Raw genomic sequence first — 22,648 nt, 5'->3', positions numbered from 1 at the left:
ATCAGTATAGTCAATCTGTGCCAGCCCCATATTCGGTCGTTATGGATGATCCATTCCCCGCTTGGCCTTCATGCACTTCAAATTATAGATGCGGCCGTACGCCTTGCCGTAACGAACGATGCGGCGGAGCATACGGTCATCCGGCAGCTTGGTGAAGGGACAGGGATCAGGAAAGGTGTTCACCTCCAGTATCCATGGATGCAAGCCCTTGTCCAGGGCGATATCCACACCGATTTCCCGGAGGCCGGGATAGGACGAGCTTAGCTGCTTAGCCGCCTTCACACCCAACCGCTTCATGGCCGCGATCAGGGCTGCCTGTTTGTCCGCCGAGGTGTACGCCTTCAACAAAACCTCAACCGGATAGATGGTTCCTCCCTGACTTCCGTTGGTCACCACCTTGCGGGGATGGGCCACCCGCCCAGCGATCCCTGTTGCTTCCCACTGTCCCTTGGGGCTTTTCTGCACCATCACCCGGATATCGTAGGGGCGGCCATCATATGTGAGCAGCCGGATTCCCTTCTGAACCAGATACGGCTTGCCCTGCGTCTCACCGGCAATGGCGCGGTACAGCTTATCATAACCGGTGACGCTGCTCACCTGCGTGCCAGCCTGATACCGGTATTGCTCTCCCCGCTCTGAAGCGCCGGGGGTGTGCTCCTCGCCGCTTGCGCCTGTTTCGCCACTTACACCTGTTTCCCCGCCGGCAGCCAGTCTCTCAATCCGGATTACCCCCTGCCCCAGGGAGCCGCAGCAGGGCTTGATATACACCATGCCGTATTTTTGCAGCATCTCGTGCAAGCTGCTCTTGCCCATCCTCCGCGTAACCGGGATATGCTTTCTCAGCTCCGGGCTTTTCACCAGCACCCTGGTCTTCGTCAGCTTGTTGGAAATACGGCTCACTGCCTTTTCCTTCATTCCCTTCCCTCCGCTCCTGTTCCCCTCAGGTTACATTACGGCAGCGGCGCGGCTTTTGCCTGGGCAACCGCCCAATAGGTGAACACACCGGGAAATTCATCATAAATTATTGCAGACACTTATCTATGAGGCTGCCTTAGGCAGCGAACGGGAGGCGGCTATGCTACCGCTAGACAAGTTGCAGGAGAAGCTGCAGGAGGTAACCGATGTATTCCCCTGGTACAAAGAACTGCTCGGAAAGAACATAACAAGCTGTACCCTTCAAGACCTTCCTCTAATGTCCGCAGAAATCCTCGAAGCCCATTATTATAACATGCCGGCTGATCCGGCTCTTGCGGTTTACCGGACATCCGGTACAAGCTCGGGCCGCCGCAAATCCATCTTTTACTCTGAAGAGGATGACCGGCACTATGTGGATATCAAAACAAAGCTGTTCGGCCAGCTGATCGCCGGAGGCGGATGCACCAGAGCTTTGGCTGACATGGGAACGGGCCATGCGGCCAGCACTGCGTTGGACATATTCAAGCGGCTGGGGCTGGAGGGCGATGCAATCCCCTTCGAGCTGCCGGTAGAAAAGCATATTGAGCGGCTGCAGACCTTTAAGCCGGACTTGTTGTACACCATGCCGTCCATCCTGGACCACATCGTATATGCCGCTGCCGATCCCCGCACCCTCGGCATCCGCCGGATCATTCTGGTGGGAGAGGTCGCCACGCCCCAGTGGCAGCAAAATATGGCCAGTCTGTTCGGCCTTCATCCCAGCCATATCACCGACACCTACGGCTCGATTGAAATGGGGACGATGGCTTATTACTCCCATGAGGCCGGCAGGTATCTTTTTGCTGACGGAATTTATGCGGAAGGCATCGAAGCCCATGAGTTGGGCCTGGAAATGGAGCCGCTTGGCCCGGATGAGCGTATTCTCGTGGTCACCTCCTTCGTACGCCGGGAGCTGCCTGCTCTCCGTTTTGTCACCTATGATGTGGTAAGGGACCTGCGGACCGTAAGAGTGAACGGTGTGGAGCGGCAAAGCTTCCAGTCCATTGTCAAAAGGGTAGGCAAGGAGCTGAAGCATGGGGAAAAGATCAGCCTGTACGATATCGAGCAGGCCGTCTACCGTCATGTACAGGCGGCCAGCGTCCGGGTCAAGGTAAGGAACAATGCCCTTGCTGTCCAGATCCGGAGCAAAGCCCCGCTAGACGCGGCCATTCCGGCCATCCGCACGGAAATCAGGGAGTGCATCCCGGAGATCGGCATGATGATCCGCAACCGTCTGCTCGACGACATTGAAGTTATTACAGCAGAGAAGGATGAGCCGCTGGAGCGCAGTCAGGTGAAAAACAAGAAGCTCTATTATGAGACGGCCGCCAATATCCCTGAACCGAAGAATGTAAACAGCGGCATCCTTTCCACCATCGGCAATACGCCGCTGGTTAAGCTTAGCCGCCTGTTCCGGGAGAGCCGGCTTACGGTGTACGGCAAGCTGGAGCTGCTGAATCCGGGGGGAAGCGCCAAGGACCGCCCCGCCCTGCGGATGCTTCAGGAGGCCTGGAAGGAAGGCCGGATCGGCCGGGGAGCCGTTATTATCGAATCCAGCTCAGGGAATATGGCCATCAGCCTGGCGATGATTTGCCGTTGTCTGGAGATGCGTTTCATCAGCGTCATCGACCCGAGAACCACGGAGACCAATATCCGGATTATGAAGGCCCTTGGGGCGGAGATCAGCTATGTTGCTGAGCCCGATCCGGCAACAGGAGAATTTCTGCCTGCCAGGCTGAAGCGCGTGGAGTACCTGCTCGGGACGATACCGGGCAGCTATTGGCCGAACCAGTATGCCAACATCAATAATTATCTGGCTCATTACCATACGACGATGAAGGAAATTGCGGAGCAGCTTGACCGGGTGGACTATTTATTTTGCAGTGTCAGTACCTGCGGGACCATTCGGGGCCTGGCCGAATATGTCCGGGACCACAAGCTTGCCGCGAGGATTGTGGCCGTGGATGCGGAGGGCAGCGCGATTTTCGGCGGAAATCAGGAGAAACGGCGGTTCCCCGGGCTGGGAGCCGGAATTGTGCCCCCCTTCTGCCGGACGGAGCTGATCGATCATATCGTGCATGTCCCCGATTGGGATATGGTGGAGAGCTGCCGGGCTTTGGCGCAGAAGGAAGCCATTCTGGCCGGCCCCTCCTCGGGAGGCGTGATTGCAGCGGTCAGAAAGCTGGAGCCGCAGCTGCCGCCAGGGGCAGTATGTGCCGTAATCATCCACGACAAGGGGGAGCGTTACCTGGACACGGTTTATTCGGACTCATGGGTCAAGGCCCAGTTCGGCAAGGAGCCCCTGGATGAGGAGCATGGCGATCCGTCCGGCGCCAGCTAAGCGCCGGTCTCCCCGGCGCTCGCTAAACCACTACAGCGTCAACGGAAATTGCCGGAAGGAGGAAGCGTCATGCTGTATCTGAACGACCGGGATATCCGCGCCGTAGGCCTTGACTGGCCTGCCCTCGTGGATGCAATGGAGGCTGCGGTGCGGATTGTCGATGCGGGTGATTATGCCCAGCCGATCAAGCCCTACCTGCGGTACAAAAATCCGCGGAACCGGATTATTGCCATGCCCGCTTACATGGGAGGAAATGTAAACGCGGCAGGAATCAAGTGGATTGCCAGCTTCCCGGATAATATCAAGAGCGGTCTTCCCCGCGCCCACAGCGTCATGGTGCTGAATGATCCCCTCACAGGCGAACCCTCCGCCATTCTGAACTCGCCGCTCACAAGCATCATAAGAACCGCCTCCGTCAGCGGGCTCATGATTCGCGCCTACTTGCAGGAGCGGCCGCTTGCGCAGATCGAGCTGGGCATTGTGGGCTGGGGGCCGGTGGGAAGGCTCCATTACGAAATGGCCTTGGCACTCTACGGGGACCGAATCGGGCGGGTCCGGATATACGATATCCGCCAGGTGGATTTGCTAAAGGCTGACGTGCCTGCCCACTATCGGGAAAAGACAGAGATGGCAGCATCGTGGGAGGAGGTGTACCGCAGATCGGACATCTTTATCACCTGCACCGTTTCCGATCACCGGTATATCAATCTCTCCCCTGTGAAAAGCAGCCTTCTGCTAAACGTTTCCCTGCGCGATTACCAGTCCGAGGCGGTGGCTTCGGTAAAAGCCGTTATCGTCGATGACTGGGAGGAGGTATGCCGGGAAAATACGGATATCGAGCGGCTCCATCTGGAGCAGGGACTGACCCGTTCCGGCATCCGCACCATCGCCGACGTAGTCTGCCGCCGCGAACTGTCCGGCTTCGCCCCAACTGAGCCCGTCCTCTTCTGCCCCATGGGCATGGCCGTATTCGATATCGCCACAGCGGTATATTATACCGAGAGGGCCAGAAAAAAGGGAATTGGGACGGAGCTGGAGTGAAGGGCGGCCGGAAGCATCTAAGTATAAAACAAAAAACTCCTGCGTCACCATCCGCAGGAGTTTTTTTATGCTCTTTTTTCTGTGAAAGGGCGTCGTCAGCACTTCTTCATCCGGGTCATCCGGGGGCTCCCCCAAAAGTACTCGGAATTCACTTCAAAGCATCTCGTCACTTTTGGGGGATTGTTTTACAGAGTAGCAATATCAATTACAAACCGGTACCGGACATCGCTGCGGAGCACCCGCTCGTACGCCTCGTCCACCTGATCCGCCCGGATCACTTCGATTTGCGGGGCAATCCCGTGGGCAGCGGCGAAATCCAGCATCTCCTGGGTCTCCCGGATTCCCCCCACCAGGGAACCGGCCAGGCTCTTGCGGCCCATAATCAGCGAAAACACATGATACTGGTCCGGCTCGCCCGGCGCCCCGACGTTAACTAGCGTGCCGTCAATCCGCAGCGTGGACAAGTACGCATCCACATCCAGATTGGCAGACACCGTATTGAGGATCAGGTCAAAACGGTTGGCCAAGGCTGCGAAGGTGCCTTCCTCACCGGTGGCGTAATAGTGATCCGCGCCGAAGGATCGGGCCTCCGCCTCCTTGTCCCGGGAACGGCTGAGCACCGTCACCTCAGCGCCCATGGCACGGGCAAATTGGATGGCCAGATGGCCCAGACCGCCCATACCCACAATGGCAACCTTTTTGCCCGGCCCCGCCTTCCAATGCCGGAGGGGCGAATAGGTGGTGATGCCGGCACATAACAGCGGGCTGGCCACATCCAACGGAAGCGCATCGGGAATGCGCACCACAAAGCCTTCGGTCACCACAATCCTCTGGCTGTAGCCGCCATAGGTGGGATTCCCGTCATAGTCCAGGGAGTTATACGTGGAGACAACGCCTTTGGTGCAGTATTGCTCCTCCCCCTGAAGGCAGTATTCGCACTCTCCGCACGAATCCACAAAACAGCCGACTCCCACCCGGTCGCCTACTGCAAACTTGGTTACCTCCGGCCCAACTGCTGCAACAACACCTGCGATCTCATGACCGGGCACCATGGGAAAAATCCCGCCGCCCCATTCGCCGCGGGCGCTGTGAATATCCGAGTGGCAAATGCCGCTGAACTGAATGTCGATGAGCACGTCATGGGGCCGCAGCTCTCTGCGTTCAAGCACCGTTTTCTCAAAGGCTGCTTTGGCGTTGGCTACGGACAATACATGGGTTTTGCACATGGTTTTGGCCTCCTTATTCCGTTGCCGGAATATAATTATATACTTATTGATTAATCAACATATGTTTATTATTATAAAAAGAACGGAAGACGTTGCAATGGTTAATTAGGCGCTTTTCGTTGATTAACGAACAATCTTGCAGAAATTGTACAATAAATCATAAAGTGTGGTGACGCGTAAATGACAAAAGTGGACCGGCGGGTTCTCAAATCCCGGGAGGCGATCAAAAAAGCTCTGATTGCCTTAATGACAGAAAAACATCTGGACGACATTACCATCCAGGATATTTCAGACAGGGCCAATGTCAACCGGGGAACCATTTACCTGCATTATCTGGATAAATACGATCTTCTGGACAAGCTCATCGAGGAGCATATGAACCGGCTCCGGGAGCTGTGCGAAGCATCCTGCAGGCTGGAGTGGACAGAGGCCACTCTGGTCTTTTGCGAATATTTCGACCAGCATTATTCCTTCTTCTCCCTCATGCTGGCCAGCAAAGGGGCCCCTTATTTCCGCAACCGGTTCCTCGACTTTCTCATTGATGAATTCCGGTGTGAGCTGGATGTAACCCGGGGGAAAAATCAGGGGATCAAGGAGGATGTCCTGGTCCGGTTCACGGCATCGGCTTATGCTGGAGTGGTGGAATGGTGGTTCATGAATGAAAAGCCCTTCTCCTACCGGGAGCTGGCGGAGCAGCTGGGAGCCTTGCTGGAGCGGAATTTATAACGCAAACCTGCAATCCGCCCTTTCGGAGATACAAACATCCTGTTCCCGATCTTTCATGAAATCGTTCCTCCTGCCCCTCGTATATACATTGGTTAAGCCACAACCGATGAGGTGACACAAGCATTGACGTTTATTCTGTATCTCGCCCTTATTTTGTTGTTGACCAAGGTATTCGGGCATCTCTCCACACTGCTGGGACAGCCTTCCGTGCTGGGAAAGCTTCTGGCAGGCATTATCGTCGGGCCGGCGGTGCTCGGCTGGATTGAAAATACGGATTTCATCCATTATATAGCCGAAACCGGCGTGATCCTGCTGATGTTCATTGCCGGGCTGGAGACGGATCTGGAGCAACTGAAGCGGTCCTGGAAATCCGCTATGGCCGTCGCCGCAGGAGGCATCATCCTGCCTTTTGCAGGCATTGCCGGGCTGGCAGCCGCTTTTGGACTGGACTTATCCTACGCGCTGTTTATGGGCGTTGTTTTCAGCGCCACATCCGTGAGCATATCCGTACAAGTTCTGAAGGATTTGAACCGGCTTCAATCCCGGGAAGGCACCACCATTCTGGGAGCGGCCGTGCTGGATGATGTGCTGGTTGTGATCCTGCTGGCGGTGATGATGAGCCTCTTGGGCGCCGGCAGCGATCTGTCCATCGGCATGATGGTGGGCAAACAATTGCTCTTCTTCCTCGTTATCGTTCTCGCCGGATGGCTGGCAGTCCCCAGGTTTATGAAGCTTCTTGAACGGCTGTCCGTCACTGAACCTGTCATCACCATGGCGCTTGTGGTCTGCTTCGCCTTTGCCTACTTCGCCGATATGATGGGAATGGCGGCAATTATCGGCTCCTTCGCCGCGGGAATCTCCATTTCCCAAACGTCGTTTAAGCATACGGTGGAAGCCAAGATCGAACCCATTGCCTACTCGATTTTTGTACCCGTTTTTTTCGTCAGCATCGGATTGCAGGTGTCGTTTCAGGGCGTTCTGAACCAGCTGCTGTTTGTCGCCGCCCTGACCCTGGCCGCTGTGGTGACGAAACTGGCCGGCAGCGCGCTGGGCGGCCGGTTAACCGGCCTTTCAAACCACTCCGCCTGGGCGGTGGGCTCGGGCATGATCTCCCGCGGGGAGGTGGCGCTGATTATCGCAGCGGCAGGCCTGCAAGCCCAACTGCTGCCCGCAGCGTATTTCACTCCGGTGATCATCGCGATTATTCTGACCACGCTGATTGCCCCCTCCTTGCTCAAGATATTTTTCAGCGGCAACGCGGAAAAAAGAGGCTCTGCTTGAGCCTCTTTGCTATATCTCGCCCTATCAAAGTTCAGACAGCTTCAGTTCAATCCGGGTCAGCTTATTTTGATAAATCACATTGCTGGAATCCCGATCCCGCAGGAAGTCCGGGCCTATCCAAAAATGAGTATTCCCTCCCACACCCCAGAGTGTGCCATCCTGAAGCAGCAGCAAGGATTGGCGCACTCCGGTTGCCGCCATTTTTACCGGAGGAATATTCGGCACCTTAACGGCTTTGCCGAAAGCACTTTCCAATTGCGCATTGCCCAGCTGCCCATGCAGATTGCTCCCCCAGGCGTAGAGACTGCCATCCCGGTCCATGGCCAAAGCATGGTCATCTCCCGCTGACACCCGGACAATGTCCTCCAATCCCTCCAAACGGCCCGGCTCCAAATACAGTGAAGGCCCAAATACGCTTTGGACTCCCCATGTCCAGACAGTACCGTCTTTCTGAAGCGCCAGCGCAAAGGAGTTCCGGTTGGATACGGACACGATGTCCCGGAGGCCATCAAGCTGGAGCAGGCTGGAGCTGCCCGGCTGCGTCTTCCAGACTGTCCCATCTTTTTTCAGCACAACGGAGAATTCAAATCCCGGACTGACTGCCTGGACATCCGTCCAGCCTGTTGCATACGGACTCTTGATAAGGTGATTGGCCAAAGAATACTCCTGCCCCAGCTTTCCCTTGAAATTGGAGCCCCAGGCAAAAACCTGCCTGCTGCCATCTATGGCAAAAGCAGCGGCATGAGCCAGCTCTACCGATACAATCTCCCGGAGGCCCGCCACTTGCCTGGGAACAACCGTTACCTCGTACCCGGATTCCCCTGTTCCCCAAAGCCCTCCGTTGTTGAAGCCCCAAACCCATACTGTGCCATCCCGCTTCAGTGCAATCCCACTGTCAGTATCCACATTGGCCATGACCACTTCTTCTAAAATCCGCGTGGGCTTTTCATAAAACTGCCCCCAGGTCCAAAGCTCCCCATTCTCCATCACCACAGCTGCTCCGCTGGAGGCAACATCCATGCTCCGGATGGAGGAGGCCTGATCCTTCTTTTCCGCATTCCAAAAGCCGGTCAGGTTGGTTTTAGCTTCAAGCATCAACGGCCCATACTCTTCCTTCAATCCGTCCCGAAGATCATCGCTAACTGCCGCTATCCCTTCCGCCAGCAGCTTTTCATTCAGCGAAAGGCCGTTCTCCAGATACAAAATTCCGTGGATGTGCCGGTTCCGGTCGCGGTTCCCGAGAATATCCATGGACAGTATGGACCCTTCCCGTACCTGTGAGCGGATATAAGCAGTTGGCTCCTGTCCATTATGCACTGGCGAAATTCCCGCAAGCCTCACTGTATCTCGCGCATCCTTCTCCGTTCCGTCTATATAGCGGACAGTCACATACATCCCGTCCATGATCTGCTCAATCTGCACATTGCGTCTGGCAACCGTCACAATGGAGGCTGTGCGCATATCTTGGTCCCAGCTGACTTTTGCCCCCAACGCCTCGGCAAAAAAACGGACCGGCACCAGAGTGAAGCCATTGCTGATGAGTCCGGGCGTTCCCAATTCCAGCGGCAAACCGTTCTTATAGGCCGTTTTTTCTCCAATGGTATAAGCCAATGTGATATTTCCCAAACGGGCTTCCACCGTCTTACTCTCCGGAACCCAACCGACTGAAGCTCCCAACGCCTCAAGTATCCCTCTCATGGGCACAAGCACACTGCCGTTTTCTATCAGAGGCGTCTGTTCAAATTGGAGCTCTTCCCCGTTTAACTTAACCGCAACGGGTGGTTGGATTTCCGCTCGGGCAGGCATTGCCGCCGGAAGCAAGCAGACAGTAAGCAGAATAATCAGAATGCGAATTTTCATATAAGTTCTCCTATGACTAAATTTTCATATCCAGATTATTCTACAAAAATCCCTATTTTCCTTCCCGCCTAAGATTCGGAAGCATCCGCCCTCCAAGCAGAGTAAACTGCTGTGCCCGTGCAAATAGTCTGTCCTTACCTTTTCGGAAATCGCCCAATGCGCTGTATAATAGGATTGGAGCGCTTGATGCTTGAGCGATCCCGCAGCAGGAATATACTCGTCACGAACAGGAAATGAGGAACGGACCGTGCGGTTTAAAGATGTGTTTTCCATTATCGGACCCAGCATGGTGGGTCCCTCCAGCTCGCATACGGCAGGCGCGGCAAGGCTGGGGCGTGTGGCCAGACGGCTGCACGGAGCGCAGCCCGAGCTGGCGGAGCTGACCCTGTACGGCTCCTTCGCCGCCACCTATAAAGGCCACGGCACGGACCTGGCGCTGATCGGCGGGCTGCTGGACTATGATACCGACGACGCCCGCATCCGGGATGCGGCGGCGTTGGCGGAGCAAGCCGGGATGGAGGTCCGCTTCCGGACAGCCATGCTGCCGGCAGGGCATCCCAATACGGTAATGCTCCGGGTCCAAAGCGGCGGCGGCCGGGAGGATACGGTGACAGGAGCGTCCATCGGCGGCGGCAACATCGAAATTTCCCGGGTCAACGGCTTTGATGTCCGCTTTACCGCGGATTATCCCACGCTCCTGGTGTTCCACCGGGACCAGCGGGGAATGGTGGCGGATATTTCGCGGCTGCTCAGCAGCGAAGGGATCAATATCGGGCATATGAACGTCAACCGGAAATCCCGGAGCGGCGATGCGCTGACCGTTGTGGAAATGGATGAGCCGGCGCGGCCGGAGGTGCTGGAGCAGTTGGCCCGGCTGGCGGATGTAAGCCGGATCAGTGTAGTGAATCTACGAAACGGGTGATCGAATGCGATTCTCAACCTTGGAGCAATTGGCAAAGCTGTGTGCGGAAGAAAATCTCTCCATCGGACAAATGATGCTGCGGGAGCAAGCCGCAGAATCCGGCATGGCGGAGGAGGCGGTATACCGCCAGATGGCCGATTACTACGGCATTATGAAGGAAGCGGTGCAGCGCGGGCTGACGGAGGATACCCGCTCCCGCAGCGGGCTCACCGGCGGCGATGCCCGCAAGGTGATGGAGCATGCGGCGGAGCCGGGCGCATCCAACCTCGGGCCGGACGCCGGGCGGGCGATGGCCTACGCCCTGGCCGTCTCCGAGGTGAATGCGTCCATGGGCCGCATTGTGGCTACCCCCACCGCCGGGTCCTGCGGGATTATTCCGGGTGTGTTCGTCAGCGCCCAGGAGCGGTTCGGGTATGATGACGAGGCCATGACCCATGCCTTGTTTGCCTCCGGTGCCATCGGGTTTGTGATTGCCAACAACTCCTTCATCTCCGGCGCCGAAGGAGGCTGCCAGGCAGAGGTGGGCTCCGCCATCGGCATGGCGGCCGGAGCGTTGACGGAGCTGCGGGGCGGCACACCGGAGCAGGCGATCCACGCCGTGGGTCTGGCCCTCAAGAACTCCCTGGGCCTGATCTGCGATCCCGTAGGCGGCCTGGTGGAGATTCCCTGCATCGTGCGCAACGGCTTCGGCGCCGTAACCGCCCTGGCGGCGGCCGACATGGCGCTGGCCGGCGTCAGAAGCGTCATCCCCTCCGACGAAGTGGTGCAAGTGATGCTGGAGGTGGGTTCGGCCATGCCGGACGCCCACCGGGAAACAGCCAAGGGCGGGCTGGCCCAAACGCCCACAGGCCGCACCATCATGCGCCAGCTTTATGGCAAAGGCAAGGACGGCGGCGCTTAACAGGCCAAAACCCGCCTGCGGGCGCTTGCCGGATGCCCCTCCGGTTATCCCTTATCCTGGTGCATCTCCCGGTATTGGCCGGGAGTGATGCCCTCGTATTTTTTGAATATGCGGTTGAAATAGGTTTGCTGATAGCTGACCTGGGCGGCCACATCGTTGATCTTCATATCCGTCTCCCGCAATAACTCCTTGGCCTTCTCCAACCGGATATTGGTCAGGTAATCAATGAAGTTCAGCCCTGTGACCGTCTTGAAGGCGCGGCTCAAGGTGTAGGCGCTGGTGCCGAACTGGTCGGCGCACCAGTCCAGAGACAGCTCAAAGCTCATGTAGCGCTCGTTGATGAATCCGATGGTTTTTTCCACCATCTTCTTCAATTGGTAATCCTGTCTGCTGATCAGCTCGTGTACATACGGCCCCACCACCCTGCTGCGGAACCAACGGAGAATATCCGCCGGTTCATTGCAATCGCCGAGCTGCTCATACAGGTTCACTCCGCCGAACAGCTCCATGGGATTGATGCCGGAGTGGAGCATGGCATGCTGCAGGCTGCCCAGCAGCTGCATCATTCCCTGCTGCATGACAAATTTGGCGGCGCCGTCCTGGGCCAGCTCCTTCAGGAAGCGTTCGATGAGCTGGGCCGCTTCCTCCTCCGAGCCGATGCGCACCGCCTGGATAATCTCCTTCTCCAGGGTGAAGGGATAACGGAAGCCCTGGGCCTTGCGCCGCTTATCGATGCAGGAGGCTTCGATAATCTGGCACTCGGAGCCAAGCTCCGCAAAGCTTAACGCCTGCCGCGCCTCCTCCAGCAGAAGCGAGCTGTGCCGGATTTGGGCCACAGGGCTGCTGATGGCAATGGTCATGCGCAGCTTCAGCACCCGGGCCACCGCCTGAATCCATTCCTCCCCTGTCCGGTTCAGAATGTCCGCCTGCTCCTTCGCCGTCATCTCGTCGGGGAAAGCGATGAGCAGCCCCAGGGTCAGATCATGGAAATTCACAAGCTGGCAGGAGAGGGAGCCCGACAGCTCGCTGACAATATTGGCTGCGGCGAAGGTAACAAGGCTTTCATCCCCCTGCTTGAATCTTCCCTCCTGCCCCGACAGGCTGCCCAACTGAATCAGCGCGGCGACAAACTGCTTCCCCTCGGTCTCCCATCCATAATGGAGCAGACGGTCCCGGATATCCTTCTCCGTCATGGACAGCAGATGGCCCTGCACCAGTTGCAGCATAAAACCCTCCCGCATCTGGGGCAGATGAGATTCCAGCCGCTTCTGCAGCGTTTGCCGCTCCTGTGTCAGATCCAGCCACTGCTGCTCGATCAGCTCGAATTCATCCCGGTGGTTCTCATTGCCGGGCAAAAGCCGGACCAGCTTCCCGATAGGAGTGTACAGCCGGTAGGTCGCCCCCAGGGACAACACCAAGGCCAGAAGGAAACCGCTTCCGCTAATCAGCAGGATCAGCTTGGACACGAACAGCATCGGAGCGGTGATGGCGGTAAGGGGAGCGGCGGACACATATATCCACGCCTCCCCGATTCTGGAAAATTCGCCTACCGAAACAGAATATTTTTCCCCATTATAATCATAGAGAAAAGAATCGGTCCGGTATTTGCCGCCGGTGATGGCATCCTTCAAGGCCAGCTCAAGCCCGTTTTTGTCCGCCTCCCCCTGAACAATAAACCCCTCGCCCTCCGGCGACAGAAGAAAAGCCGTTCCTTCATTGTACGGCGTCAGAGTTTGCAGCATCTTCCTCAGCTTTTCCTTGTCCATCAGCGTGATGATGCATCCCAGAGGCTCCGAGCTTCCGGCCGGCACCTTGTTCACCAAAGCAAGAAGGGGCTTTTCCCCCTCTTTGCCCAGTTGCTCATAGCTGTCCGTCCAGTAAGCGAACTTCGTATGCTGCAGCATGGCTTCATATCGTTGACTCCATGCTTCATCAGTGATATTTCGATAGACATCCCGGTTAAAAATAAGCGGCTGGGGGTACTTCAAATACAGCTCCACATTCGAGATGAGCGGATGCGCCCCCTCCATGATGAACAGGGTTCGGTAAATGTCGCGGACCTGAATAAAGTTATATGTAAAGTCCAGCTCCTTGAGCTTGTAATCGAACTGCGCGTCGAATGCCCACTGACTGAACAGCATTTCCATGTAGGACAATTGGTCGTCAATATTCTCCGCCCGCTGCTGCACTTGCTTCTCATGAAGCTTCTGGAGCTCGCTCTCAATTCCGATGGTTGAGGTCCAATAGATAATACTGCCCGTAATCAGCCCGGGAATACAGGTGACCAGCAGAAACGCACTCAGGCTTCTCCAGAAAAACCGTCTGGACCGCCTGCTTTCCATACCCGTTCTGAGCCGGTTGCGCAAGCTCTGCAGCATGGATTTTCCTCCGTTCAAATTGCGGTAATGTCCTGCCCGGGAAAGAGGGGCTCAGCTTCATGATGAAGATTGCCCCGCCTATTGTCAACGCCAATCGGAATATGGGGGCTCGCGCAGCATCAGATCCGGCCCATCGGCTTCCTAAACCATATTGGCCGGAAACAGATCTCCGATCCGCCCCCGGCCCATGCCTTGCTCTGCAAGAATGTTATGCTCCCGTATTATTTGCCCATCCGCTTCTTGTACGCCTCTGTCAGCTCCTGGCAGATCTTCTGAAGATCGGCATCCCCCTTCAGCTTGGTTACATAGTCGTCCCAAGCCGTAATCGGCTCGGTGCCCAGAATAATTTTGGTCCTCAGATCGGCAATCTTCTTCTCCTGCTCGGCTCCCGCCTTAATCAGAGTAGGGGAATAAAGACCGATGGAAATGTCGGCTACGCTGGTTTTGACCCGCTCATCCTGAATTTTCGCATACACCTCGTTGACTTCCTTGGGGAAGGACACCTTCGTCGAGCTGGCGTACGGATCGGCCACATACAGAATCTGATTCAGGTCAGCTACGCTGTCCGCCTGCAGCTTCTCTGTGTCCAGCACCTTCTGGCCATCCTTCACCGTATGGTGCACACCTTCAATGCCGTACGTATTGTAAGCGAAAACCTCCGGGTTCATCCAGGTGTCCAGCACCTTCAGAATCCGCTTCAGCTTGTCCTCCGACACCTTCTTGGAGATGGCCAGCGTGCCGGAGAAGCCGGGACCCTTGGGATTATAGCCGTTGATGCTGGTGACCGGATAAAAATCCCCTTGTTTGAAGTTGGGGTCAATGATCTTCAGCTTGTCATAATAGGTTGCCATGGTGCCGGCTTTTTCAACCAGCATGCCTGCCTTCCCGCTTTGGAACAATTCGTTGACCTGCGTCAGCTTCATGGAGGCGAAATCCGCGGGAATCAGCTTTTCCTTGTAGGCCTTGACCAGGAATTCAAGGGACTGGCGGTATTCCGGCAACATCGCCACATGGGTGATTTGCTCATTGGCCCATTTGTACTTGCCGTTTACCCCGGTGAAGGCGGTGTCAACATAGTTCAGCGAATCGGTATTGGCGGTAAGGCCCACTGTATCCGCCTTGCCGTTGCCGTCCGGGTCCTTCTCGGCGAAGGCCTTCATCACCTGATACAGCTCATCGGTGGTGGAGGGCACCTTCAGGCCCAGCTTATCCAGCCAATCCTTGCGGACAATGAAGAAGGAATCCGCTTCGGAAGGACGCGGCCGGGGAATGAAGTAGTTTTTGCCGTCCTGCATTTTGGTCAAATCCCAGGCGGTTTCGGGAATGCCCTTGGACAGGTTGGGATAGTCCTTGATGTACGGGCCTATCTCCCAGAAGGCTCCCTGGGTGGCCATATTCCGGACCACTGAAGCGAACGGATCGTTTATGAAGGTCAAATCCGGGATATCTCCCGAGGCCAGGGTGACATTCAGCTTGTCGCCATAGTTGTTGGAGGATACCCACTGGATGTTCAGCTTGCTGTTGGTGGCCTTTTCGATGGCTTGCTTGACGGGATTGTCCGCAGCCATGGGCTGCTGGGAGAAAAAGTGAACCATAACGCTGATCTCCACGGGGGCTTCCGTCTTCTGGGCGGCCTGAGTGGCAGTCCCCGGGCTGGCGGCGGGCTCTGTACCGCTGCCGCTTCCGCCGCATGCGGCAAGAACGGTGGATAATGCGACTACCAGGCAAAGCGAGGTTTTGACATGCTTCATGTTTTTGACCCTCTCCTTTATTAAGATGATATATATTATCCCTTAACCGAGCCGACCATGGCGCCCTTTGCAAAATGCTTCTGCAGGAACGGGTACACCGCAAGAATCGGCGCGGTAGCGATAATGACGGCAGCCATCTTCAGCGTTTCCGTCGGAGGAGGCGTTGCCACCACATCCGAGACCAGCTCGCTGTTGGATGAGGAAATCAGCAGGTTCTGCAGCAGTACCTGAATGGGCCACTTGGCCGGATTGTTCAAGTAGAGCAGCGCGTTGAAGAACTGGTTCCAGTAGCCGACGGCGTAGAACAGCCCGAAGGCGGCCAGGGACGGCAGCGAAAGCGGCAGAATAATGCGGATAAAGATGGAGATGTCGTGGCAGCCGTCGATGGCGGCGGATTCCTCCAGCTCCACCGGGATGCTGTCGAAGAACCCTTTCATCAGAATCACATTCCAGCCGCTGGCCAGAGAGGTAAGAATCAGGGACCAGTAGCTGTTCATCAGATGCAGATCGCGGACCAGCAGGTAATGGGGAATAATTCCAGGACTGAACAGGACGGTGAAGAGAATCAGCATGAGAAAGGTCTGGCGTCCCCGCAGCCGCCTTCTGGACAGCGCATAGGCCAGCGAGGCGGTAACCATCAGACTGAGCGCCGTGCCCACCACGGTCAGGAAGCCGCTGTTGTAGATGGACCGGGGAAAGGCTTTGGTGGAGAGCAGAAACTTATAGGATTCGATAGACCATTTTTCCGGCCAGAGCACATAAGCTTTGGTCAAATATTCCGTGGGATCGACAAACGAAACAATGAATACATAGTAGATGGGAAAGAACGTCACAATGGCGATGAAGGCCAGCAAAAGGACGTTTACCACGTCGAAGGCCCGTTCTCTGTTGGTGCGAATCAAGCGTATCCCTCCTTGCGGCTTAATAAATTCCGTCCTGGCCCAGCTTCTTGGCCAAGGCGTTGGAGCCTACCACCAGCGCCAGTCCCACCAGCGACTTGAACAAACCCGCAGCCGTACTGAAGCTGAATTGGCCTTGCTGAATGCCCACCCGGTATACATAAGTGTCGAACACCTCCGCCACCTGGGACACAGCGCCGTTATACATCAGGAACACCTGCTCGAAGCCCACATCCATCATATGGCCAAGCCGCAGAATCAGGAGGATGATAATAACGTTGCGGATTGCCGGCAGGGTCACATGCCACATCTGGCGGATTCGGCCTGCGCCGTCCATTCTCGCGGCTTCATAGAGCTGGGGGTCCACGCCGGCGATGGCGGCCAGGAAGATAATCGTCCCCCAGCCCGCTTCCTTCCAAATGGACTGCATGGTCAGCATCAGCCAGAAGCCGTTGGGATTGGTCAAGAAATTCATCCGCTCAAAGCCCGCCGCCTCCAGCAGATTATTCACCAGTCCTTCGCCCTTGGCGAAGAGCATGAAGGTCAACCCGGAGATGATGACCCAGGACAGAAAGTGGGGCATGTACACAATGGACTGCACCAGCCTCTTGTAGCCCTCCCGCCTGATCTCATTCAGGAGCAGGGATAAGACAATGGGCAGGGGGAAGAACAAAATCAGGCTCATCAGATTAATCGCCATGGTATTGCGAAACAGCAGCAGGAAGTCGGGATTGGAGAAGAAGCTGATGAAGTGCTCCAGGCCTACCCAATCGCTCTTGAACATGCCCTGGTAAGGGGAATAATTCTGGAAGGCAATGGTCACCCCCCACATGGGCACGTACTTGAAAATCAGGAAGAATAGAAGTCCCGGAAAGGCCAGCAGATACAGGTAGCGGTCTCTCCTCACATCCAGCCACAATCTTCTGGACCTGCTCTTCCCGGGGCGCGGTTGAGCCGGCAATGCCTCGGATGCTGAAGACGGATTGGCCTCCGCCATATGGCACATCCCCTTTCTCTTAAGAAGTAATCCGCAACGTTATATGTTCATTGCGATGGAGCGCCGCAATCTTGCACGGCTTTGGTAACTCCAACGTAACCCAGACCAATTTTGCGCACAATTATACTTTATTGCAGAGCAAGGTTCTTCTAAATTATGGAGCAATGGCGGCAAAATGCCGCGGGTTGGCCGCGGCATCCGGAGGGTTACACTATTTTGCACAGGTTACGTTTTTTTGCGCCTGCCCGAATCTCTAATGTTCCCTCCCTATCTCAATCTGTCCGGCCAGCCCCGCGGCAAAAAACCGCCTGCGGCAGAAGCAGGCGGCTCTTCGTACACATGATGCGGTTATTGGGGAAGGGGTGATGGCGAGTCCCCGCCCATTGCTTTACTTCACAACACTCACGGTCAGCGTGCTGCTGGAGGCGGTTCCGGCAGCGTTGACCAGCTCGGCGCGGTATTCATAGGTACCGGCGGGCTTATTGCTCACCTCCACCACTGCCGACTGGGCGCCGGGGGTTCCATCGGTCAAGGCCCGGGTATGGATAAGTGTCCCATTTTCGTACAGATGGTACGCCGTCCCATTGGTGCCCCACCACATATTCATGCTGATCCGGTAATGGCCGTCCCCGTCCCAATTGTCGCTGGACAATACCGGCTGACCCGGCACCGCATCCGTCACCTGGACGGTCATCTCGGCGCTCCGGGTTGTACCGCCGGCATTGGTCAGTTCGGCCACATAGCGGTAAACGCCGTTGTTCCTGCCGCTGATCACAGTTGCCGCCGCCTGCGCCGCGGGAGCCGCATCCGCCAGGATTTGCGTATCGATCAGCACCCCATTCTCGTACAAGCGGTACTCGGTGCCATTTTCTCCGTACCACATATTCATCGCAACGGTGTAGGTTCCGTCCAGCAGTCCGGTATCATGCCCGTTGTCATGGGACAATACCGGCTGCCCCGGCTTGGCTTGGCTGTTGGGAGCGGCACTTGGCTTGATCAGCTGCACCGTTCTGTACTTCTTCGGGTCCTTGCTGGCCCCAATGCCGGAGCCCCATTCCAGATAGCCTCTTCTGCCGGTGCCGTCATTCTCATTCAGCAGCAGCGAGAAGCTGAATACTTCATCCTCTGCCGGATTGATGGGCGCAAGCTCCGTCCATGGCAGAGCGAACTCGTATCTGGTCAGCTTCTGCTCCTCGTTGCGGGTGATGGACAGCCCGCTGTTTTCCACCAGACCTACGGGGACACCGGCCGGTGTAATCCAATGATACACCTGCAGGCCTGCCGGGGTCCGGGCGAAGCCGGAATCATACCACTCCCCGCTCTCTCCGGGAATGCCCCGGACAATTCCGAATTGGAACCCGTCATTTAGGTACATATCCTTCTGCTCGGCTTCATAGAACAGCACATCATCGGTAATATCCGCCGTAATATAGAGCTTCTCCTCATCCCAATTCAGGGTCACCGTACCGCTGAGATCCTCAGGCCCGCTGAGTCCGGGACCGCCCAGGTTGTGATACTGACTGATGGCTTCCGCTGTGGACCAATCCACCGTAACCGGCTGCTCCTGCTCGCTGATATGGTACACAGGGGTAAAATTGGCTGTGCTGTCCACCTGGACCGGATCATAACCCTGCAGCTTGACTGTCATTTTGAGCGGATAAACCACGTTATTGGCCAGCTCTCCTGCAAGAGGAATCGCCTGCGTCCACACGGAGGAGGGCTGAATGACTTGGGGTCCTGTCATCGTGCCGGACTGGGAGCCCAAGGTCCACTGAATCTGCTCAAGCTCCAATTCCCGGCTGGAGGAATGGTTGGTGATCACCGCCTTCAGCTCCTTGCCTGTACCGTCTGCGGTAAACAACGGCTTGATCTGAATGCTGTACGGCTTCTCAATCCGCGCCTGTGCAGTCAAATGTCCTAGCGGCTGGCCGCCGCTCAGCAACTGCCCTTGCACCGTCAGAAGCCCCTCCGCCTCAAGCCCCGGAACGGTAAGGGGAATATGCAGCGCTTCACCGGGATTGGCATGAATCGGATAGGATTGACCGTGCACCTTCAATTCGCCGTCGAACGGTGCGGAGCCGGTATAGCTCACGGCCAGACTCAATTGGGCATCGTCGCCGGTAACGGAAGGCTCCCCGCTCCATACGAAGGTTTCGTCAGCGGCGATTCCTTCAATAGCGCCCTTTACATAGATAGGCTCATCCTTCAGCGTGTAGTAAACCTTGCCCTCATGGGGGTAATAAGTCTTTTCATTGCCCATGATGTCCACGATTTGCACGGGCTGCTGCGTCAGAATGGCGGCCGGCTGGAGCCGCCCCTCGGCCCAGACCACACGTAGCTCCTCCTGGCCGCGGGTGAACTTGTATTGGAAGTGGCTTCCCGCAACTGATTCATCCGCTGCATATTCCGCGCCTGTCAATTGACGGGTCATCGCACCCATGGCCGCGTAAGCCGGCTTGGGCGTATGCCTGCCCAGAGGATCATCCTGATGGTTCAGAATGCCGTAGTTGGCTTCCGCGGAAGGAGGATTCACGGCATCGTTCATCAGGTCATACCAGAACACCTTGTCAATCCCGGAGGCAAGGGACAGCACGAAGGTCCGGACCAGATAGTCCGCCTGTGTTTTGACATCCACCCCTGCCGCCGACTGATGGGTGGGATGGCTGATCTCCGTAATCCAGACCGGCTTGGATTGGCCGTTGTTGTACTGGGCGATCAGGTTATGAAGCCGCTCCATCTCCGGCACCATATGCTCCGGCGTCCCTGGAAACTGGTACGGATGCACGGAGGCTGCATCCACCTTGTTGAGCCCGCCCAGCTGGAACACGGATTCCAGCCAGGTGAAGGGGACGGAAGCCGTGGTCATGCCCACGACCGTTTTGTCCGGATTCGCCTGCTTCAACGTGTCATAGGTCTGCTTCAGCAAAGAATAGTAGTAATCGGGTCTGGAATTGGCCACGCCGTTGCCGCGTCTGCCAAATTCGATGTTGAACTCGTTGTAGACCTCATAGGCGGCTACCCGGTCGCCGAAATATTCCATCAGGAATTTCCCGTAATTGGCGGAGGCTTGGCGGCCTTCATCCGTGTACGGCGTGCTGTCCTCGTCGTAGAATTTATTCGTATAGGCCAAGAGCAGCAGCGTATTCAGGTTGCGGGCATCCATATCGTCGATGATGGCTTCATGGGCCGGGTCCACGGTGTAGACTCCCCTGGTTCGTTCCACATTGTTCCACATGACCCCATCGCGGACATTCTTGATGCCGGCGTATTCGATCAGCTCCGTCAAATCCGGGGTCCATCCATAACTGGGCCGGTCAAAATGCACATTAATGCCAAAGGGAGAATCCTCCACTGCCCTGAAATCGTAGGGTGCAAAAACGGCAAACGGCGCAGTCCTCACGGAAGGCTGCTTGCTGCCTTTTTCGGCCTTTACGGTGAGGGTGAAATAACCGACGCGGTCCATGGGGATGATGAGCTCCAATGGCCCTCCTCCCGGCACCGTTTCTTGTCCTGACGCTACCTCCTCTCCCCACAGATCCTGCACCGACCAGGAGAGAGAGGGACGATTGGTTTCGATCCGGAAGGCAACAGGCTCGTTGCTCATGAAGACATGGCCGTGCTTCACCTGCCCAAGCGTAGTCACCGGCAGCGTCACGGTCAGGTAAGGTCCGTCGCCGCTCCAGTTCCCGTCCACATCTCCCGCCTCCACCTTGAACGTATGGGTGCTGCCCGGAGTCAGGCCGTCGATGAACGCCGTGGTCCCCGGAGCGCTCTGAATCAGCTCCCCGTTCCGGTAAACCCGGTACCCGGCAATTCCGTCTGCGTCCTCGGCGGCTGGCCAGCTCAAGGTGACATCCATCTCATCGGTGTCGATGGCTTCAAGCCCAGCTGACACCGGCCAGACCGGGGCTTGCTCATTGCTTCTTGCCTTGGTTATTTTCAGATAAGGTGTATTCGCTGCCGCTTCCCTGCTGGTGAGACCGACACGCAGCCCCGCGGCGACCTCCTGCCTGATGCCGAAGCTGGCAGGCTGCCCGGCCGATTTCTGCTGCTTCACGTAGGAGGTCACATCCACCACATGCCATTGGGGGGCCGTATCGGAACGGAAAACGCCCAAATAATCCTGATACGCAGGCTTCGTATTCCAGGTCACCGCTTTTTCCGTCCAGCCGGGGGCGGTGCTGTACAGCAGATTGTCCACCGCTGTCCCGTTGCTCTCCTTGGACGCTTCATACAGATAAAGCTCTGCCTTGCCGATTGTGTCTCCTATGGCGGACAGGTCAAATTTCATGAAGGCTTCCCTGGAGATCCCGTTGTTCCCCTTCTGGTTCTTGACGTCCAGGGAGTTGGCGGCTCCAAAATTCATGGCGGCGCTGGCTCCGCCCTGCACGTGGGCATCGGCTGACGCAGGCAGAAGCTCTTCTGCCTGGCCAATCGCCACTGTAGCCTGAGGGCCGTCCTGGCTCCAATTCCCGGCGGGATTTCCCGCTTCCACCTTGAACGTATAGGCAGTACCCGGATTCAGAGGCCCTGCTTCATAATGGTAAACATTTCTTGAAACCGTTTGCAAAATAATTCCATTCTGATAAATCCGGTACCCCGCAATTCCCGACGGGTCCGATGCAGGCGGCCAGCTCAAACGCACCATTGCCTCATCCGTCTGCTCCGCCCCCAGCTGTGCCTGCTCCGGCCACACCGGCGGCTGTTCCTCCGCTTCTGCGGCTGTAATTTTCAAATACGGCGTATTCGCCGCCGCCTCCCTGCTTGCAAAGCCCACACGCAGCCCGGCGGCTGCCTCCTGCTTGATGCCGAAGCTGGCTGTCTGCCCCTCTGCCTTCTGGCGCTTCACGTAGGATGTGACATCCACCACATGCCACGCAGGAGCAGTGTCCGAGTGGATCGTGCCCAGGTAGTCGGCAAAGGCGGGTTTCGTATTCCAGGTCACTGTCCCTTCCTGCCATCCGGCAGCCGTGCTGTACACCAGATTGTCCACACCGGTGCCGCTGCTTTCCTTGGACGCTTCATAGATATAAAGCTCCGCCTTGCCGATAGCAACCTCAATTCCGGCCAGGTCGAAGGCCAGCAGGGCCTCTCTTGTGATGCCGCTGTTTCCGCTGATATGCTTCACATCAAGGGACTTGGCGGCTCCGAAATTCACGTTGGCGCTGCCTCCGCCCTGCACATGCGCATCTGCCGCCGCAGAGATAATTTGCTCCACGGCTCCGTTCATGTCCTGCGTCTCCATAGCCATAACAGCCGCCGGAGCATTCCCGAATAAATAAGCCGATAAAAGCAGGAAGCAGCTTGTTATGGAGATCTGCTTGTTGATCCTCCTCAGAATCTGAACTATCATGATCATTCACACTCCCTA

At 56.7% G+C, this 22,648-nt stretch carries 14 protein-coding genes; 6 read left to right on the top strand and 8 right to left on the bottom strand.

The annotated features are described in order from the left end of the window. Positions 1 to 39: 39 nt before the first annotated feature. Positions 40 to 915, bottom strand: a complete 876-nt coding sequence (locus DQG13_RS20995) for a YheC/YheD family protein (protein ID WP_113021835.1) — start codon at positions 913 to 915, stop codon at positions 40 to 42. A 160-nt stretch (positions 916 to 1,075) separates the two neighbouring features. On the opposite strand from DQG13_RS20995, the gene sbnA reads away from it, so the two are divergent. Beyond that, positions 1,076 to 3,295 (top strand): 2,3-diaminopropionate biosynthesis protein SbnA, encoded by a 2,220-nt coding sequence (gene sbnA / locus DQG13_RS31770; protein ID WP_309472251.1) that lies wholly within the window; start codon positions 1,076 to 1,078, stop codon positions 3,293 to 3,295. A gap of 69 nt (positions 3,296 to 3,364) precedes the next feature. Continuing rightward, positions 3,365 to 4,336 (top strand): 2,3-diaminopropionate biosynthesis protein SbnB, encoded by a 972-nt coding sequence (locus DQG13_RS20985; RefSeq protein ID WP_113021833.1) that lies wholly within the window; start codon positions 3,365 to 3,367, stop codon positions 4,334 to 4,336. Between the two features lie 185 nt (positions 4,337 to 4,521). Here the strand turns inward: DQG13_RS20985 and DQG13_RS20980 are convergent, their stop codons facing one another. Continuing rightward, positions 4,522 to 5,562 (bottom strand): NAD(P)-dependent alcohol dehydrogenase, encoded by a 1,041-nt coding sequence (locus DQG13_RS20980; RefSeq protein WP_113021831.1) that lies wholly within the window; start codon positions 5,560 to 5,562, stop codon positions 4,522 to 4,524. Between the two features lie 180 nt (positions 5,563 to 5,742). On the opposite strand from DQG13_RS20980, the gene DQG13_RS20975 reads away from it, so the two are divergent. After that, positions 5,743 to 6,288, top strand: a complete 546-nt coding sequence (locus DQG13_RS20975; protein ID WP_113021829.1) for a TetR/AcrR family transcriptional regulator — start codon at positions 5,743 to 5,745, stop codon at positions 6,286 to 6,288. Positions 6,289 to 6,411: 123 nt separating this feature from the next. After that, positions 6,412 to 7,569 carry a cation:proton antiporter gene (locus DQG13_RS20970; protein WP_113021827.1) on the top strand — a complete coding sequence of 386 codons (1,158 nt, stop codon included), beginning with the start codon at positions 6,412 to 6,414 and terminating at the stop codon, positions 7,567 to 7,569. A gap of 24 nt (positions 7,570 to 7,593) precedes the next feature. Here the strand turns inward: DQG13_RS20970 and DQG13_RS20965 are convergent, their stop codons facing one another. Beyond that, complete coding sequence (locus DQG13_RS20965; RefSeq protein WP_113021825.1) at positions 7,594 to 9,429, bottom strand: stalk domain-containing protein; 1,836 nt, start codon at positions 9,427 to 9,429, stop codon at positions 7,594 to 7,596. A gap of 247 nt (positions 9,430 to 9,676) precedes the next feature. Between DQG13_RS20965 and sdaAB the strand changes: the two genes are divergently transcribed. Together sdaAB and sdaAA are read left to right on the top strand one after the other, a co-directional pair. Next, positions 9,677 to 10,351 carry an L-serine ammonia-lyase, iron-sulfur-dependent subunit beta gene (sdaAB, locus tag DQG13_RS20960; protein ID WP_113021823.1) on the top strand — a complete coding sequence of 225 codons (675 nt, stop codon included), beginning with the start codon at positions 9,677 to 9,679 and terminating at the stop codon, positions 10,349 to 10,351. A gap of 4 nt (positions 10,352 to 10,355) precedes the next feature. After that, positions 10,356 to 11,252, top strand: a complete 897-nt coding sequence (gene sdaAA, locus DQG13_RS20955) for an L-serine ammonia-lyase, iron-sulfur-dependent, subunit alpha (protein WP_113021821.1) — start codon at positions 10,356 to 10,358, stop codon at positions 11,250 to 11,252. Between the two features lie 44 nt (positions 11,253 to 11,296). Here the strand turns inward: sdaAA and DQG13_RS20950 are convergent, their stop codons facing one another. From DQG13_RS20950 to DQG13_RS20930, 5 genes are all read right to left on the bottom strand, one after another. Further along, positions 11,297 to 13,630: a helix-turn-helix domain-containing protein gene (locus DQG13_RS20950; protein WP_113021819.1), complete on the bottom strand. Its 2,334-nt coding sequence runs from the start codon at positions 13,628 to 13,630 to the stop codon at positions 11,297 to 11,299. Positions 13,631 to 13,851: 221 nt separating this feature from the next. Then, complete coding sequence (locus DQG13_RS20945; protein ID WP_113021818.1) at positions 13,852 to 15,381, bottom strand: extracellular solute-binding protein; 1,530 nt, start codon at positions 15,379 to 15,381, stop codon at positions 13,852 to 13,854. A 35-nt stretch (positions 15,382 to 15,416) separates the two neighbouring features. Further along, positions 15,417 to 16,283 carry a carbohydrate ABC transporter permease gene (locus DQG13_RS20940; protein ID WP_113021816.1) on the bottom strand — a complete coding sequence of 289 codons (867 nt, stop codon included), beginning with the start codon at positions 16,281 to 16,283 and terminating at the stop codon, positions 15,417 to 15,419. Between the two features lie 19 nt (positions 16,284 to 16,302). Then, on the bottom strand, positions 16,303 to 17,277 hold the full coding sequence (locus DQG13_RS20935; protein WP_113021814.1) for an ABC transporter permease: 975 nt from the start codon (positions 17,275 to 17,277) through the stop codon (positions 16,303 to 16,305). Between the two features lie 388 nt (positions 17,278 to 17,665). Then, positions 17,666 to 22,630, bottom strand: coding sequence for a CBM96 family carbohydrate-binding protein (locus DQG13_RS20930; protein WP_181592893.1), 4,965 nt, complete (start codon positions 22,628 to 22,630; stop codon positions 17,666 to 17,668). Between the last annotated feature and the right edge of the window lie 18 nt (positions 22,631 to 22,648).

This window comes from Paenibacillus sp. YN15 (assembly GCF_003285005.1).
Taxonomy (GTDB): domain Bacteria; phylum Bacillota; class Bacilli; order Paenibacillales; family NBRC-103111; genus Paenibacillus_AR.
Note: the sequence above shows the minus strand (reverse complement) of the source record. Positions and strands in the feature narration are given on the sequence as shown.

Excerpts from the sequence above, each read along its gene's own strand:
- DQG13_RS20995 (WP_113021835.1), bottom strand. The coding sequence starts at position 915 with ATGAAGGAAAAGGCAGTGAGCCGTATTTCCAACAAGCTGACGAAGACC.
- sbnA (WP_309472251.1), top strand. The coding sequence starts at position 1,076 with ATGCTACCGCTAGACAAGTTGCAGGAGAAGCTGCAGGAGGTAACCGAT.
- DQG13_RS20985 (WP_113021833.1), top strand. The coding sequence starts at position 3,365 with ATGCTGTATCTGAACGACCGGGATATCCGCGCCGTAGGCCTTGACTGG.
- DQG13_RS20980 (WP_113021831.1), bottom strand. The coding sequence starts at position 5,562 with ATGTGCAAAACCCATGTATTGTCCGTAGCCAACGCCAAAGCAGCCTTT.
- DQG13_RS20975 (WP_113021829.1), top strand. The coding sequence starts at position 5,743 with ATGACAAAAGTGGACCGGCGGGTTCTCAAATCCCGGGAGGCGATCAAA.
- DQG13_RS20965 (WP_113021825.1), bottom strand. The coding sequence starts at position 9,429 with ATGAAAATTCGCATTCTGATTATTCTGCTTACTGTCTGCTTGCTTCCG.
- sdaAA (WP_113021821.1), top strand. The coding sequence starts at position 10,356 with ATGCGATTCTCAACCTTGGAGCAATTGGCAAAGCTGTGTGCGGAAGAA.
- DQG13_RS20950 (WP_113021819.1), bottom strand. The coding sequence starts at position 13,630 with ATGCTGCAGAGCTTGCGCAACCGGCTCAGAACGGGTATGGAAAGCAGG.
- DQG13_RS20945 (WP_113021818.1), bottom strand. The coding sequence starts at position 15,381 with ATGAAGCATGTCAAAACCTCGCTTTGCCTGGTAGTCGCATTATCCACC.
- DQG13_RS20935 (WP_113021814.1), bottom strand. The coding sequence starts at position 17,277 with ATGGCGGAGGCCAATCCGTCTTCAGCATCCGAGGCATTGCCGGCTCAA.
- DQG13_RS20930 (WP_181592893.1), bottom strand. The coding sequence starts at position 22,630 with ATGATAGTTCAGATTCTGAGGAGGATCAACAAGCAGATCTCCATAACA.